At 63.9% G+C, this 14,254-nt stretch carries 11 protein-coding genes; 7 read left to right on the top strand and 4 right to left on the bottom strand.

Going from position 1 to position 14,254, the window contains the following annotated elements; all coding sequences use genetic code 11:
* Positions 1-114 precede the first annotated feature (114 nt).
* The 4 genes from HY737_01655 to HY737_01640 are packed head-to-tail and all read right to left on the bottom strand — an operon-like array spanning position 115 to position 3,968.
* Complete coding sequence (locus tag HY737_01655; GenBank protein ID MBI4597095.1) at positions 115-792, bottom strand: DUF4340 domain-containing protein; 678 nt, start codon at positions 790-792, stop codon at positions 115-117.
* 8 nt (positions 793-800) lie between these two features.
* A complete protein-coding gene (locus HY737_01650; protein ID MBI4597094.1) occupies positions 801-2,195 on the bottom strand; it encodes a GldG family protein in 1,395 nt (464 codons plus the stop codon).
* 35 nt (positions 2,196-2,230) lie between these two features.
* On the bottom strand, positions 2,231-2,980 hold the full coding sequence (locus tag HY737_01645; protein MBI4597093.1) for an ABC transporter permease subunit: 750 nt from the start codon (positions 2,978-2,980) through the stop codon (positions 2,231-2,233).
* A 4-nt stretch (positions 2,981-2,984) separates the two neighbouring features.
* Complete coding sequence (locus HY737_01640) at positions 2,985-3,968, bottom strand: ABC transporter ATP-binding protein (protein MBI4597092.1); 984 nt, start codon at positions 3,966-3,968, stop codon at positions 2,985-2,987.
* A gap of 129 nt (positions 3,969-4,097) precedes the next feature.
* Here HY737_01640 and HY737_01635 point away from each other — a divergent pair, with 129 nt between their 5' ends.
* The 7 genes from HY737_01635 (at position 4,098) to HY737_01605 (ending at position 14,230) form a co-directional block, all read left to right on the top strand.
* Positions 4,098-4,439, top strand: coding sequence for a hypothetical protein (locus HY737_01635; GenBank protein ID MBI4597091.1), 342 nt, complete (start codon positions 4,098-4,100; stop codon positions 4,437-4,439).
* A 32-nt stretch (positions 4,440-4,471) separates the two neighbouring features.
* Positions 4,472-5,974: a hypothetical protein gene (locus HY737_01630; GenBank protein MBI4597090.1), complete on the top strand. Its 1,503-nt coding sequence runs from the start codon at positions 4,472-4,474 to the stop codon at positions 5,972-5,974.
* Positions 5,975-5,990: 16 nt separating this feature from the next.
* Positions 5,991-7,004, top strand: a complete 1,014-nt coding sequence (locus HY737_01625; protein ID MBI4597089.1) for a MoxR family ATPase — start codon at positions 5,991-5,993, stop codon at positions 7,002-7,004.
* 66 nt (positions 7,005-7,070) lie between these two features.
* Complete coding sequence (locus HY737_01620) at positions 7,071-7,955, top strand: DUF58 domain-containing protein (GenBank protein ID MBI4597088.1); 885 nt, start codon at positions 7,071-7,073, stop codon at positions 7,953-7,955.
* Positions 7,952-9,844: a glycosyltransferase gene (locus tag HY737_01615; protein MBI4597087.1), complete on the top strand. Its 1,893-nt coding sequence runs from the start codon at positions 7,952-7,954 to the stop codon at positions 9,842-9,844. Before HY737_01620 ends, HY737_01615 begins: the two co-directional genes overlap by 4 nt.
* A gap of 91 nt (positions 9,845-9,935) precedes the next feature.
* On the top strand, positions 9,936-11,633 hold the full coding sequence (locus HY737_01610; protein ID MBI4597086.1) for a BatA domain-containing protein: 1,698 nt from the start codon (positions 9,936-9,938) through the stop codon (positions 11,631-11,633).
* Positions 11,630-14,230: a VWA domain-containing protein gene (locus HY737_01605; protein MBI4597085.1), complete on the top strand. Its 2,601-nt coding sequence runs from the start codon at positions 11,630-11,632 to the stop codon at positions 14,228-14,230. The genes HY737_01610 and HY737_01605 overlap by 4 nt, the downstream gene beginning before the upstream one ends.
* Positions 14,231-14,254: the final 24 nt, after the last annotated feature.

The following is a 14,254-nucleotide window of genomic DNA, read 5'->3' as shown; positions in this document are numbered from 1 at the left end:
GTATCCGGATCGCTGCTGGTCAGCTATTCAAAAGCCCGAGCCGCGATGGAAGCGCCGATGAGCAACCTGGAATGGCCGGATCTGATGGAGCGCAGCGAGCGGGGGATCGTGCTCTTACTTGGGCTGTTGGCGTGGGAGCTCTTGCCGTGGCGTCCGTTCGGTCACGATGGGCTCTGGTGGGCCCTGGTACTCTTGGCGGGGCTGACGCATCTGACCGTCCTGCAACGCATCCTCCGCGCCCGGGGCCTCATTCGCCGGCGCGGCTGATGGCGAGTCGCGGTAGCGCTCCAGCGGCTGATTGACCAGGTCAAAGAGGCGTGCGGGAATCACAAACACCTCAGGGCGGCCGGCGACCTTCGCGTACCGTTTCGATGGGAGCGGAGTCGGATTGCCGAACTGCAGGGTGCTCGCGAGGCCGTTGGCCGAGACGGTGATCCGGCCGACCGCAGGAGCCAATCCCATCGCGGCCAAATCCAGCGGATGCTCAGGCGTTGGGGCCAGGACGCGAGAGGCCATCAGCGGCCCGAAGAGATAGACGATGCGCGTGATGAGATTCGCGTTGGCGCGCAGATGCTGCGGCGCGATGACCCATGAGCCGCCGTCTTTGATGAGGGCGATCTTGACCTGGGGTGTTTCAATCGCCAGCTGCGTGATGGTTTCAGCGGGCAGATCCAGGATCTGCCGAGGACGCTCTTCCTGCCATTCCTTGGACGGCTGGCGGATATCGTAAGCGACATACGCCCCCACCACGACCGTTGCCACCAAGAGCGCAAGCGTTGTCTTCCACCGCATGTGACTCGTTACTGACGTCTTTGGAACCACACCCCAACGCCGAGCAGCCCGCAGAGGAGAGGCATGGTCAGCACGCTGGCCCATGAGAGGCCGAGCAATTGCGGTTCGGTCAGATGCAATTTCAGGGCTTCCAGCGGCTTCGGCCCGATGCCGATGAACTGTTCCTGCTGCATGAGCCAGAAGATCGCGCCCATGAAGAAGTCTTTGTTGCCCACGTTGCCCAGCTGCGCATTCATGATGAAATCCGAGTCGCCGACGGCGACGAGGCGCGTGCGGGACTGGCCGACCGCGCGCTCGCTGGCGACGGCAATCGACACCGGGCCTTTGAGGTCTGTGTTCTCATTGAAGACGAAGGTGTCGCTGGTCAGGTCGGTTTCTCCCCATCCGGCTTCGGAGGTGGACGCCAGCGGGGTGACGGTCAGCTCCTTGGGAGGATCCGCGGCCGGGCGGATCGAGCGGGCCAGGGGAAAGATGGTCATCACCGTTTGCATCCGATCCACGATGGGGTGCTCGGTGTAATGGGTGACGAAGAGATTCGCCGCGGACACAAACGGCAATTTCAAGGAGGGATCGACGACGATGGTGTCGTCCTCGGTGATCCCCCACGAGGCCAGCAGTGCCGCCATCCCCGTCTCGTGCTGAGGATCAAGCAGGGCCAGCAGCCGGCCGCCGCCATCGAGATACGTGCGCAGGAGGGCGAGTTCAGCGTCCGCGAACCGATGCGTCGGGCCGGCGATGATGATCAACCGCACATCGTCCGGAATCGCCGTGCGCTCAAGCAGGGTCACGGCCTCCACGGCGATGTTCTGCTGCTCCAGCGTCTGTTTGGCGTCGGAGAGCCCGCCGCGGTCGGCCGCCTCAATGGATTTCTCGCCGTGGCCGGTGATGATCCACGCCGTCGGAGCGCTCTCGTGGGCCAGCGAGATGATGGCTGAGGTGAAGGCGTCCTCCGCGTTGAAGATTTTGGCCTCGTGATGAAGGTCAGCCAGGTCCGTGTCCGCAAGGTGCTTATGGCGCGAGCCGTATTCGAAGACGACGACGTTGGCTTTTTCAATGTGGAATTTCTCAACCAATTGGGTGGCTTTGGCCACGTCCTGCTCCTGATCCACGAAGACCGCGGTGATATTTGGGCTCGCCGCCTCGTAGGCCTTCAGGAGATCGCGGATGAGCTCATACAGCGGGTGGCTGGGTTCGAAAAAGACCGTGACCCGCACCGGAGCCGCAAGCGCCTTGAGCGTTTGCCGCGTCTTATCGGAGAGCTGGGTGATTTTGGCCCGGGTGAGGTCCCACCGGGCGTACCGGCGGCTCGCGAGCGAGTTGACCAGGATAAAGAGGAAGGCGAGGAGGATGAGCACGACCGCGAAATTCGCCGACACAAGAATCCTACGCCACAGTTTTTGCATGTATGGCTATCTGCTATCTGCTATGTGCTGTCTGTTCATGATCGCCATCTCGGGTTGCTGATGACGCGGCCCGTCAGAAACAGCGCGATCGAGGCGATGCTGGCGTAGAGCACGATCGGCCGCGTGTCGATGAGGCCCTTCGAAAAGCCATGCAGCTGCTCCAGCAGCGAGAAGTATTGGATCATCTTGCTGCCTTCGGGATCCTGCACAAACACATCCAAGATGCCGATGGAGAAGAGCAGCAGGATCGCGACGAACGATAGCACGGCGGCAATGACCTGATTGCGCGTCAAGCTCGAGGCCAGAACGCCGACGGCAATGAGCACGCCGCCCATCAGCCACGTGCCAAGGTACCCCGTGAGCACCGGGCCCCAGTCAAACGGCAGAAATCGCCGCAAGACCAGGAAGAACACCGCGGTGGATGCCCAGAGCGCGATGTAGTTCAGCCACGCCCCCAGGAACTTGGCCAGCACGACCTGGGTTTCCGTCACCGGAGCGGTCAGCAGCGCTTCGATGGTGCCGCTGCGCGTTTCTTCGCTGAACGCGCGCATGGTCAGCAGCGAGGGAATGATGAGCCCCATGAACCAGAAGTACACCGTGCCGCCGAAGAACAGCTGCGTGATCGTCGTGACCGTCGGATCAAATCGCGGGTCGACAAGGACGGCCAACAGAATCGTGAACACGACACCTTGCAAGAGTAGAAACAGTCCGCTGACCGCGTAGGCGATCGGCGAATACCAAAAGGCTTTCAGTTCGCGAAGGGTCAAGGTCCAGAGCGTGGTCATGTTTTTAGCGAGTGAGTGAGTAAGTCAGGGGGGAGTCTGAGGGTTCCGCTTCCTTGGTGGTGAGGTGGATGAAGACATCTTCGAGCGAGATCTGCGTTTGCGCGAGTTCTTGCAGCGTCCACTGGCGCGCCACCGCGAGGTGAAAGATGGCCTCACGGACGTCAACGCCGGGTGAGGGTTCCACTTCGAAGGCGGCGGATCCGTTCGCCGGGCCTTTGGGCATGACCCGTGCCACGCCGGGCAGCTGCTTCAAGGCGGTTTCGATATCGCCGGCGTTGCCGCGCAGTTGGACGCGGATCATGGGGTTGCCCTGCAGGCGCTGGCGAAGCGACGCCGGGGTATCAACGGCGATGATGCGTCCCTGATGGATGATCGCGACCCGCTGGCAGGTCATCTCCACCTCCGGCAGGATATGCGTGGAGAGCAAGACGGTGGCGGAGCGTCCGAGGGTCGTAATGAGTTCTCGAGTTTGGCGGATTTGGTGGGGGTCCAGCCCAACGGTGGGCTCATCCAGAATCAAGATTTTCGGTTGCGCTAAGAGGCAATCCGCTAAGGCAACCCGTTGGCGGTAGCCTTTGGAGAGCCGGCCGATGAGCCGCCGACGCATATCCACGATATCGCATTGCGCCATCGCGGCCTCAAGCCGCGATCGCCGCGCGGTCTTCGGCACGCCTTTGATGGCGGCGCGATACGAAAGGTACTCTTCAACCCGCAGCTCATGGTAGAGGGCCACGTTTTCCGGCAGGTAGCCGATGAGCCGGCGGACCTCCAGCGGATGGGCCGTCACATCAAGCCCATCGATGCGGACCGTGCCGGCGGTCGGCGCGATGATGCCGGTCAGGATGCGCAGTGTGGTGGTTTTGCCCGCACCGTTAGGTCCTAAGAACCCCATGATCTCGCCGGGGTGGACGCTAAAGGAGATGCCGGAGAGCGCAGTGACGTTGTCGTAGCGCTTCGTGAGGTTGGCGACTTCAATGGGAAGCGTCATAAGGCGATATCAGATATGAAATGGCCATTTCATATCTGATATCGCTCTATTCTTTCAACCAGCTCGTCGCTTGTCAAGAGGCACGAGTTAGAGTAGCATGGTTTTATGCGCAGGCGTCGATTATTTGCGATGGCGACGGCCGGAGTCTTGGTCGCCGGGTGCGCCAGCCTTCCGCCATCACAGGCAGGCTATACGGCCGGCGCCATTGCCGGCTCCGCCATCGCCCCAGGCATCGGGGCACCCCTCGGCGGGCTCGTTGGCTTGCTCGCCGGCTTCGTCGTTGAGAAACAGATGGACAAAATCAATGAGCGGCATGAGCGCAAGACCCTGGCCGATCAGCTGGGTCATGGCCCGAGCACCGTTGGTGCTGGGTGGTCCGGTCAGTTGACGCGCGTGTGGGTGGATGAGACGGTGCGCGACGGCCGCCAGATCGACGGCCATTTTGACGCGCGCGCCCTCTCGGCATCGTAAGCGATCTTCCAGCATTCAACGCACACCACCAGATGAGTGATCCCCTCAGGCAGACGCGCCGCTTCGCTGCCCGGTATCGCCAAGCGCTGTTCGCCAACACCGGCGTGCTGGCCGGGTTGGGCGGGGCGATGGCAATGGCCCTCGCCTGGCGGCTGCGGCTTGCCGGTGTTCGGCTCTCGGTCAGCGTCGCCGCGGCGGCGCTGCTGCTGGTCCTCCTCGCCCTCGGGCTGGCGTGGCGGAGCCGGCGGCGATGGCGCGCCTCGCGGGCCGGCGCGCAGTGGCTTGACGCCACCCTCGGATTGCAGCAGCGCTTGCTAACCGCCGAACAATTCTCCGCCGCCCCTGAGCCGCCCGCCCTCTACCCGATGCTGCTCGAAGACCTCGCGCAGCGCGTGCGCACCGATCGAATCCGCCTTCCGCGTCCTGTTGATGGATGGGCCACCGCGCTTTCAGCGCTGCTGATTCTGCTCCTCATCTGGCCGGCGCCGAAAACGGTGTTGCGTCAATTCACCCAAGCATCGAAACCTCCTGCCGTACCACCCGGAGCTTCACCTCAGCAACCACAGCCCGACGAGCAGAAGCCGAAGGCGCCGGAAGCGCCGTCATCCTCGAAGAGTGCTTCCGACATGCAGCAGGGGGGGGCGCCGCCCCCGGCCCGCCAACACCAGAACAGTGAGCCGGGGCGGGCCGGCATGAGCATGTCGGGTGGCGGGCAACAACAATCATCGTGTGACTGCGCAGGAAACCAGGGGGCGCAGAATCAGAACCAAAACCAAAATCAGAGCCAGAATCAAAACCAAAACCAAAACCAAAACCAAAATCAAAATCAGTCCAACAACAAAAAGGATTCCGGAAACTCATCACAACAAAGCACCCAGCAGCAGGGAAAAGGCGCTCAACAACAAGCCGGCCAGCAGCAAACACAAGGCCAACAGCAAGGGCAGCAGTCAGCTCAGCAGCAGGGTCAACAACAGGGTCAGCAACAGGGGCAGCGGCAAGCCGCGCAACAGGCTGCCGGCAGCAAGACCAAGCCAGGCCAGCAGGGCAAGCAACCCTCTCAAGGGCTCGCTGCTGCGAAGCCCCACCAAGGCTCGGGCGAAGCAGGACAGCAGCCAGGCACGACCTCTGAGCAGGCCGGCGCCGCCGACATGAAAGCGGACATCCACGCCTTGCTGCAGCAAGTTTCCGGGCAGCTTGAACAATTGCAAGCCAAACTTGACCAAGAGCAACAGATGCCAAACGCCGGCCAGGGCACCGACCCAAATCTCTACGGCGCAGCCACACCGATTGATCCTTCAACCGGCAAACCGGTGCCGATCCAGTTGCAGACGGATACGGCGCCGACAAAGCAGGGACGAGCCAGCGGCGGTACGGGCACGCCCTCCGGCGCGGTTGCGAAAGACGCGCCAAAAGCGCAGCCGGAAGACGCCCAGCTCTCTGATCAGCCTCTGGAGGAGCGTGCGACCACGCGCCAATCCGTCCCGCCGGAATATCAACCGATCTTCGACCAGCTCCACCGTCGGAGCAACCCATAATTTAGGAAAGGAAGCCATGACCACGCAGAAATTAGCGGTGCAGCCGGAGGAGTTTCGGGAGACGTTTGCCGCGTTGCGCGAGGAGCTCTCCCGCGTCGTCGTCGGCCAGCAGGAGGCGGTCGAGCGGTTGCTGATTGCGCTGTTTGCCGGCGGCCACATTCTGCTGGAAGGGGTGCCAGGGTTAGGCAAAACGCTGCTGGCCAAGTCGGTGGCCGGCGTGCTCGGCCTGTCGTTTAAGCGCATCCAGTGCACGCCGGATTTGATGCCCTCAGATATCCTCGGCACGCAATTGGTCGTTGAACGCGACGGGCATAAGGCGTTTGAGTTTACGAAAGGCCCGGTGTTCACGCACATCCTGCTCGCCGATGAAATCAACCGGGCCACACCCAAGACGCAGTCGGCACTCCTCGAGGCCATGGAAGAGCGGCAAGTGTCCATCGCCGGTGCCACGATGAAGCTGGAGGAGCCGTTTTTCGTCATGGCCACACAGAATCCCATTGAAATGGAAGGGACATTTCCGCTGCCCGAAGCACAGCTCGACCGTTTTCTCTTTAAACTGTTCATCGGCTACCCGTCGTCAGAGGATCTTTCGCGCATCCTGCAGCAGACGACCACGGCCGAGATCGTCTCGGCCAAACCGGTGCTGCCGCAGGCGAAGGCGCAGGAGTGGATCATGAACGCCCGCCGGCTGGTGCGCGAGGTCCTGGTGGCGCGCGAAGTGGAAGCGTACATCGTGAAGCTGGTCACCGCCACGCGGCCGAATGACGAGGATGCCGCCCACGCGGCGAATCGCTGGTTGCGGTATGGGGCTTCCCCGCGCGGCGCGCAGGCCATCCTCATGGGGGCCAAAGTCTCAGCACTCATGGCCGGCCGCGTCAACGTGAGCTTCGAGGATGCGGACGCGGTCGCCCTGCCAGCGCTCTCCCACCGCGTCATCCTCTCCTTCGAGGCCGAAGCCGAGAAGCGTTCAGCGCTGGACATCTTGACAGAACTCCTGTCGCCTACCAAACGAGAGTTAGTGAGAAAGTGAGTAGCGCACACCAGGTAGCGCAGGTTTAAACCTGCGCTACCTGGTGTGCGGAACCGCTGCGTCTCCATGACGATAGATTGGCTCACGCCAGCCTATATCAATCGGCTCGACACATTGGAGCTCTCCATCAAGTCCGTGCGGGCAGGGCACCGGCTCGGGGGGCGCTTCACCGTCAGCCGGCGCGGCTCCTCGATCGAATTTGCCGACTATGCGCCGTATTACGCCGGCGATGACATCCGCGCCATCGACTGGAGCCTCTACGCCCGCTTGGAAAAACTGTTCGTCAAAACGTATAAAGAGGAAATTGCCCTCTCGGTGGAGATTTTGGTGGATGCCACCCCGTCCATGGGGTTGCCGACCGCCGAGAAATTCATCCGCGCGCGCCACCTAGCGGTGAGCCTCGGCTACATCGGGATCAGCGACGGCCATTACGTGCGCTTCAGTTGGATCAAGCCTGGGCCAATCGCCTCGAGCCCCTGGTTCCATCAGCGGGCGGAGCTCTCGCGCATGGCGGGAGCCGCCGATGCGGCCGTCCTGGGAGGGCCGGTGGCGCTGGCCGAGTGGGTGCGCCGGGCGGCGATCAGTCTGCGCATGCACGGCGGGCAGGCCATCGTGGTCACCGACGGCATGGTGCGCCCGGCGGAATTTTTCCAAGCGCTGCACCTGCTGGCCATCCGCAATCTCGAGGTGAAAGTGATCCAGGTCATCAGCCCGCAAGAATTGCATCCCGCACAGCTCTCGCGCGCGGGCATGGTCGTCGACGCCGAAACCGGCGACACGCATCAGCTCGCGTACAGCACAGCCGAGCTTGAGCAGGCGGTCACTGGCCACAACGAATTGCTCGCGCGATTTTGCAAGCGGCACGGCATCGCCTTTGCGCAGCACCGGCTGGATGAATCTCTCGCCTCGTTTGTGACGAACGTGCTGCCACACCGAGGCTTTCTTGAATGATTGATGGCCTGCGGGTGAGCGTGATTATTCCGTGCCTGAATGAGGCCGATGGCTTGCGGCAGATGCTGCCGAAGATGCCCCGCAGCGTCGATGAGGTGGTGGTTGTCGATAACGGCTCCACCGATGAGACCGCCGCCGTCGCCAGCGCTGCGGGCGTTCGGGTGGCGGCCGAGACGCGGCCCGGCTACGGGGAGGCCTGCCGCCGCGGGTTGCGGGAAGCGACGGGCGACGTCATCGTGAAGCTTGACGGCGACGGCACGTATCCGCTCTCCGCCATCGAGCCGCTGGTGCAGACGCTGGCCCGGCGGCAGCTGGATTTCGTCAACGGCTCGCGCTTCCCGCTGCAGCAGCCGCGGGCCATGTCGTGGGTCAGCCGCGTGGGCAATGGGGTCCTCACCCTGCTGGCGAATTGGTGCTTCGGCTTGTCGCTGCGCGATTCGCTCTCCGGCATGTGGGCGATCCGCGCCTCGGCGCTCAAGCAATTGCATCTCGCAGATTCCGGCATTCCGTTTTCGCACGAGATCAAAGTCGAAGCGTTCGCCGTGGCGAACCTGCGCGCGGAGGAAATCCCCATCGGCTATGCCTCCCGCATCGGGCGCAGCAAGCTCGCACCTCTGCGCGATGGGTGGGGCTGCGTGCGGCTGTTGCTGCGCAAGCGCTGGCTGCGCCTCACCGCTGATGAGGTGACGTTTGCCTCGATCTGGCTGGCCGTGCTGTTTTGGCCGCTCGCCCCTGCGCTGAAGAACCTTGCGGTGGGAATCGCCGTCACCTCCTGGGTGCTGGGCAAGCTGCGAACGCGCAGCCTGCGGCCTCCGCAGCTCGCGGTCAACGTATGGTTCTGCGTGTGGTTCGCGGCCGGGGTGGTGTCGATGTGGCATTCGGTGGCGCTTCGCGCGAGCGTGCAAGGACTCTTCAAAATCGCGCAAGCGGTCCTGATCTGTTGGGTGGCGGCCGAGACGCTCAACCGGCCGTCCCGCCTGCGCGCCGTGTTATCCGCCGTCGTGCTGTCCGCGGCGATCGTCTCCATCGATGGGCTGCTGCAACTCGCCTTCGGTGTTGATCCGCTGCGGGGCCGCGCGGCCGGCCATGCCCCGGGGGGCCTGCCGCGGCTGACCGCGACGTTCGGCCACGCGAATGATTTCGGCATCTTTGCGGCCAGCGTCTTTCCCCTCTGCGTGGTGGCGGCCATCACGGCGGGGGATGCGGTGCGTCGATGGTGGCGGTGGTTGGTCGTGGCTCTGCTATCGTGCGCGCTGGTGTTGAGCTACTCGCGTCCCGGGGTCACGGCGGTGGCCGCGAGCCTGCTGGTGTTCTGTGTCGTGCGGCGAGCCTGGCCTCTGTTAGCCGGACTGGCGGCGGCCGGAGTCCTTCTGCTGCTGTTGTTGCCGGCTCCTGTGCGCGCCTGGGCCGCGAGCCAACCGTCGTGGTGGGATGCGCTGATTCAGCCGGAGCGGCCGCAAATCTGGGCCGCCGCCTGGCGGATGTTCGCCGCGCATCCGGTCATCGGTGTGGGCGTCAACACGTTCATTAAGAATTATGACCGGTATAAGTTGTCCTGGGATCCCATCCATTCGGCGTACGCGCATAACCATTATCTGCATCTGGCTGCCGAATTAGGAGCGATCGGGTTGATCGCGTTTGCCGGCATCATCGCGCAGACAGGCCGGGCGTTTCGGCGGCTGCTCCGTTCGAGCGATCGAGAGACGGCGCTGCTGGCCGCCGCCTTAGGCTGCGGGGTGGTGGCGTTTCTGGTGGTCGGCGTGTTTGAATCAGCGCTCTATTCGTCGCACACCAATCTGGGCTTCTGGCTGTGGCTCGGTTCAATTCACGGATTAGCTGCCAATAACCAATTACCAAATTCCAATCACCAAACAATTCCCAATGACTGAATCACCAATGACCACATCGTTTGGTAATTCGGTCATTGGAACATTGGTCATTGTTTGGTTATTGGTGCTTGGTTATTGATAATTTCCATAGATGTCATTTCTTTCTCCTCTAGGTTTTCTCGGATTGCTCAGCGTGCCGGTGGTGCTCTGGTTGTGGCGGCTGGCGGCCAGCCGGCGGCGCCTTCAGATTCCCAGCCTGATCCCGTTTGAGCACCTGCTGCGCCGCGCTGCCCGTCGACGGACGCATCTGGTGGTCAACCCGCTTTTCTGGATGCAGCTCGCCGGCGCGATCCTCTTAGCCCTCGCCCTGGCTCGGCCAGCCCTTCGCCATCCAGGCGGACGCACCGTCCTGGCGATTCTCGATACATCGGCCAGCATGGCCGCGCGGCGCAGCGGCAGCGCTGCATTCGATCGCGCTCGCACCGCGCTTCGGCGGCGATTAATGGAGCGGTCTGCGGCTGATGAGGTGATGCTGGTGGCGACAGCGCCGCTGCAGCCGGCCGTGGCGCATCCGAGAAGCGATGCGGCCACGATCCATCGCGCCCTCGATGAGCAGCGCACAGCGGCCCTGGGCGGCAATTTGGCCTCCGCGGTGCGCCTGGGAAGCGCGATGCTGCCGAAGCCGCCTGATGAGATCATCGTCGCAACCGATGAGCCGCGGCCTGAAGGTTTGCCGGCCCGCGTGCAATGGCTCGGCGTGGGAGAAACACTGGCCAATGTCGCGCTGGCAGGTGTCGAAGCGCGGGGGCCGCTGTGCGCGGCGGACGGGGCGCACCTGGCGGCGACGATCCACAATTTTTCTTCCGAACCCTCAACGGTGACGGTGCGCGTCCTGCAGGGCGGCGCGCCATTGGCGCAATCCAGCCTTCGGCTGGAGGCCGGGGCGCGCCGCGTGGAAGCGCTGAGCCTGCCCGCGAACGCCGCCGGGGACATTGAGGTGCAACTGCAAGCCCAGCCCGATGCGCTCAGCCTCGATAATGCGGCGCATCTGACCATCCCGCAGCACGCGACCTTGCCCGTGGTCTTGCGCGTGGCCTCCCCGGAACTGCAGCGCGGCCTCAGGGAGTGGCTCACCGCATGCGCAGCGCTCCAATGGAGCACCGAACCGCCTGCGGCCGATGCGCCATTCGTCCTGATCACCGACCGCGAGGTGATGAGCGGTTGGCAACCGTCCGCCGTGCTGCGATTCGACCTCTCAGCCAACGCGCCACGTCAGTCCACTCCTGTGCATTGGCTGGTGGCCAATGACCATCCCCTGGGCGCGTATGTGGCGCCGGTCGATGTCGTGTCAGTGGCGTTGAATCCGGCAGCCACGGCCGACACCAGCGCTGTTGCCGTCATCTCCGCGGTGCGCAACGGCCGGAAAATTCCCGTGGTATTGGCCGATGCGCCCCAGGGGGTTCGCCGCGTGACCCTGCGCTTTGATCCCTCGATCAGCCACGACACCACGACGGCCATTGTCGTCGTGTTCAACAGCCTGCGGTGGCTGATGGGAGACGCCGCGCACGCCACAGGGCTCTTCAACGCGCTCGAGTCGAATCTGATGGACCGGACCTCGACATGGCGGCCGCTGGCTGAAGAGCGTCCGCCGTCGGCGGCGGCGCAGCCGACGATGCTTCCGCTGGCCCCATGGCTCTTGCTGGCCGTCTTAGCGCTGCTCGTGATCGAATGGTGGCTGTATGCGAGGCGAACATCACAACGAATTTTGGATTTTCGATTTTCGATTGCGGATTCCAGTAAAGCGCAATCCACCATCCACCATCCACCATCCGAAATACACAGCACATGAACTTTTCTCATCTGGCGATCTCGCTCGCACTCATGGGATTGGTGCTGTGGCTCAGTCAGAAGATTCCGCTGGCGGGTGCCCGCAAAGCCATCGCCGTGGGCGCTCGGCTGCTCGCCATCGCCATGGTGTGCGCAGCGCTGTGGGCGTTTCCTCGCCGGTGGAGCCATGAGGCCCCCCGCCAGATCCTGTACCTGGTGGACCAATCCGCCAGCATCGATCCGCGCCAACGCGCGTGGATCGCCCGGCGGCTGGCGTCGCTGGAAGCGATCCGTCCCTCGCGGCTCTCCCGCGCCGTCATGGCGTTCGGCCGGGATACCGCCTCCGTCGCGGACTGGGGCACCGAGGCGCTGACCGATCCCTCAGTCATTGAGCGGCTGCTCCGCCAGGCCTCGGTGGGGGATGATCGCACCGATCTTGAGGGGGCCTTGCTGTCTGCGCTGGCAGCATCTAGCACGCCCGGGCGGACGAGCCTCGTGCTCTTCAGCGATGGGCACGAAACGATGGGGAGCACTGCGATGGTCGTGGCGGCACTCCGTGGGCGCGGCCTGAGCGTGTTTCCCGTGACGGTTCCGGTGTTCAATGAGACGAAGACGGTGTGGGATGATCTGCTCGTGCCGCCGAGCGTTCAGCGCGGGGGGGCGATCCCGGTGCGGCTGGTCATCTTCAATGCGGCGCAGACGATGAAAGACGGCCAGGCGGCGATCGCCCTGCAGGGTATCACCGTGAAACAGCAGGCGATGCGCCTGCGGAGCGGCTGGCAGGTGGCGACGGTGACCGTTCCGGCGATTCAGCGCGGCACCATGGCGCTGACCGTGCATCTGCGGATTCCATCCGATGGGGTGGACGAGCAGCGGCAGGCCTATACGGAAATCGAGGGGCCGCCGCAGCTCATCCTAGTCACCGAGCATCCCTCGGCGCCATCGCCGCTGGCCGCCGTCTTGAAGCAACGGCAGATGGATGTCAGCGTTATGCGCCCCGCGGATCTTTCGGCCGATCGGCTGCGCAACGCCGATGCGGTCCTCCTGGACAATCTGCCCAAGAGCGCACTGAGCCCGGCCCAAGTCGATGAGCTGCGGCGCTCTGTGGAGCTCGGCGGCGGGCTGCTGATGGTGGGCTTAGGCGGCGATCTCGCGCATGAAATCGCCACCGCCTCGCCCCTCGATGAGCTGCTGCCGGTGCGCTTTGATCCCAAAGGCCTGCGTGAAGCCAAGCGGCGCATCTGCGTCATCCTCTTGATCGACCGATCGCAATCCATGTTCGGCCCGCGCATCGCCGCCACGAAGCGCGCGGCGGTGGCCCTCATCAAGCAGCTCTCCCCGGAGGACCTCGTGGGGATGCTGGCGTTCGATACGAAACCGTATGTGGTGGCCGAGGTGCAGCCGGCCGGAGGGGTGACCGCGTCGCTCGTGGACACCTTGGTGAAGCTGCGCGCGACCGGCGGCACCGATGTGTACCCGGCGTTGGCTGCGGCGGCCACTCGCCTGGAGGCGACCGGGGCGACCATCAAGCACATCATTCTTCTCTCCGACGGCAACACGCCGTTTGCGGAGTTGCGGCAGTCCTACGCCACGATGCTGCAGGCGTTTCAGAAGGAGCGCATCACGATCAGCACCATCGGCATCGGCTCGGCGTTCATCAACACCGACTACTTGCAGTACCTCTCCCGCAGCACCGGTGGCAGGTTTTATCAGATGAATTCGCTGGAGGAGCTGCCGCATCTGCTCGCGCGGGATACCCAGCAGATGCTCGACCGCCTGCCGTTTGCCGAGGGGAATTTCCGTCCGCAGCGCGCGCCCTCCTCGGATTGGTTCGCCGAGGTTCCGGAGTGGCCGGCGCTGCGCGGCTATCTGACCGCGACGGCCAAGCCCGAGGCCCGCGTGGATCTGACGATCAACGGCGGCGAGGGGGACCTGTCCCCCGAAGCCTTGGCGAAGGGGGACGATCCGCTGCTGGCGCGATGGATGCGAGGCAAAGGGCGGGTGGTGTCGTTTCTGTCGGATGCGCACAGTCGCTGGTCGCCCGAGTGGGTCCGCTGGCCCGGCTATGAGGCGACATGGGCGCACATCGCGCGGTGGGCGATGCGGCCGCGGATGAGCGAGGAACTCTTCACGTGGGTTGATGATACCGGATCGGCGCCTCACCTGGTCATTGAAGGCGCGCTGACCGATCCTAAGGCGCGGTTGCTTGCCGGCGACGGCTCGGGCGAAATCCCTCTCCCCCTCGTTCAACATGGGGCTTGGCGCTGGCAGGCCTCCTTGGAGCAGGTGCCTGGAGGCTGGCATCAGCTGCGGCTTGATTCGACCATCGCCTCCCCTGAGGCGGCGGCGGAGCAGCGGCAGATTTCGGTGGAAACAAAGCGCTGGATCCGCGTCGGGGCGCCGACGGCCGAGGGCGAAATCACCGGCCAGCCACCCGAAGAACGCTTGCTGCGCTCGCTTTCCGGCGGAACCCACGGCGTCTACAATGCGCCGGATCGCGCCTTTGTCCCGCTGACCGCTCCGGTGACCACGACGGCGCCGATGTTCCACTGGTGGCTGCCGCTGGCGATTGTCGCGCTGCTCGTTGACATCGCCCTTCGCGGCGGAACAATGCTGTGACTGAGTGAGAAAGCGAGATAGGGA

The organism is Candidatus Omnitrophota bacterium (assembly GCA_016209275.1).
In the GTDB taxonomy this organism is placed as follows: Bacteria; Omnitrophota; Gorgyraeia; order Aquiviventales; family Aquiviventaceae; genus JACQWM01.
This window is presented reverse-complemented; position numbering and strand designations above follow the sequence as displayed.

Excerpts from the sequence above, each read along its gene's own strand:
- HY737_01655 (MBI4597095.1), bottom strand. The coding sequence starts at position 792 with ATGCGGTGGAAGACAACGCTTGCGCTCTTGGTGGCAACGGTCGTGGTG.
- HY737_01650 (MBI4597094.1), bottom strand. The coding sequence starts at position 2,195 with ATGCAAAAACTGTGGCGTAGGATTCTTGTGTCGGCGAATTTCGCGGTC.
- HY737_01645 (MBI4597093.1), bottom strand. The coding sequence starts at position 2,980 with ATGACCACGCTCTGGACCTTGACCCTTCGCGAACTGAAAGCCTTTTGG.
- HY737_01640 (MBI4597092.1), bottom strand. The coding sequence starts at position 3,968 with ATGACGCTTCCCATTGAAGTCGCCAACCTCACGAAGCGCTACGACAAC.
- HY737_01635 (MBI4597091.1), top strand. The coding sequence starts at position 4,098 with ATGGCGACGGCCGGAGTCTTGGTCGCCGGGTGCGCCAGCCTTCCGCCA.
- HY737_01630 (MBI4597090.1), top strand. The coding sequence starts at position 4,472 with ATGAGTGATCCCCTCAGGCAGACGCGCCGCTTCGCTGCCCGGTATCGC.
- HY737_01625 (MBI4597089.1), top strand. The coding sequence starts at position 5,991 with ATGACCACGCAGAAATTAGCGGTGCAGCCGGAGGAGTTTCGGGAGACG.
- HY737_01620 (MBI4597088.1), top strand. The coding sequence starts at position 7,071 with ATGACGATAGATTGGCTCACGCCAGCCTATATCAATCGGCTCGACACA.
- HY737_01615 (MBI4597087.1), top strand. The coding sequence starts at position 7,952 with ATGATTGATGGCCTGCGGGTGAGCGTGATTATTCCGTGCCTGAATGAG.
- HY737_01610 (MBI4597086.1), top strand. The coding sequence starts at position 9,936 with ATGTCATTTCTTTCTCCTCTAGGTTTTCTCGGATTGCTCAGCGTGCCG.
- HY737_01605 (MBI4597085.1), top strand. The coding sequence starts at position 11,630 with ATGAACTTTTCTCATCTGGCGATCTCGCTCGCACTCATGGGATTGGTG.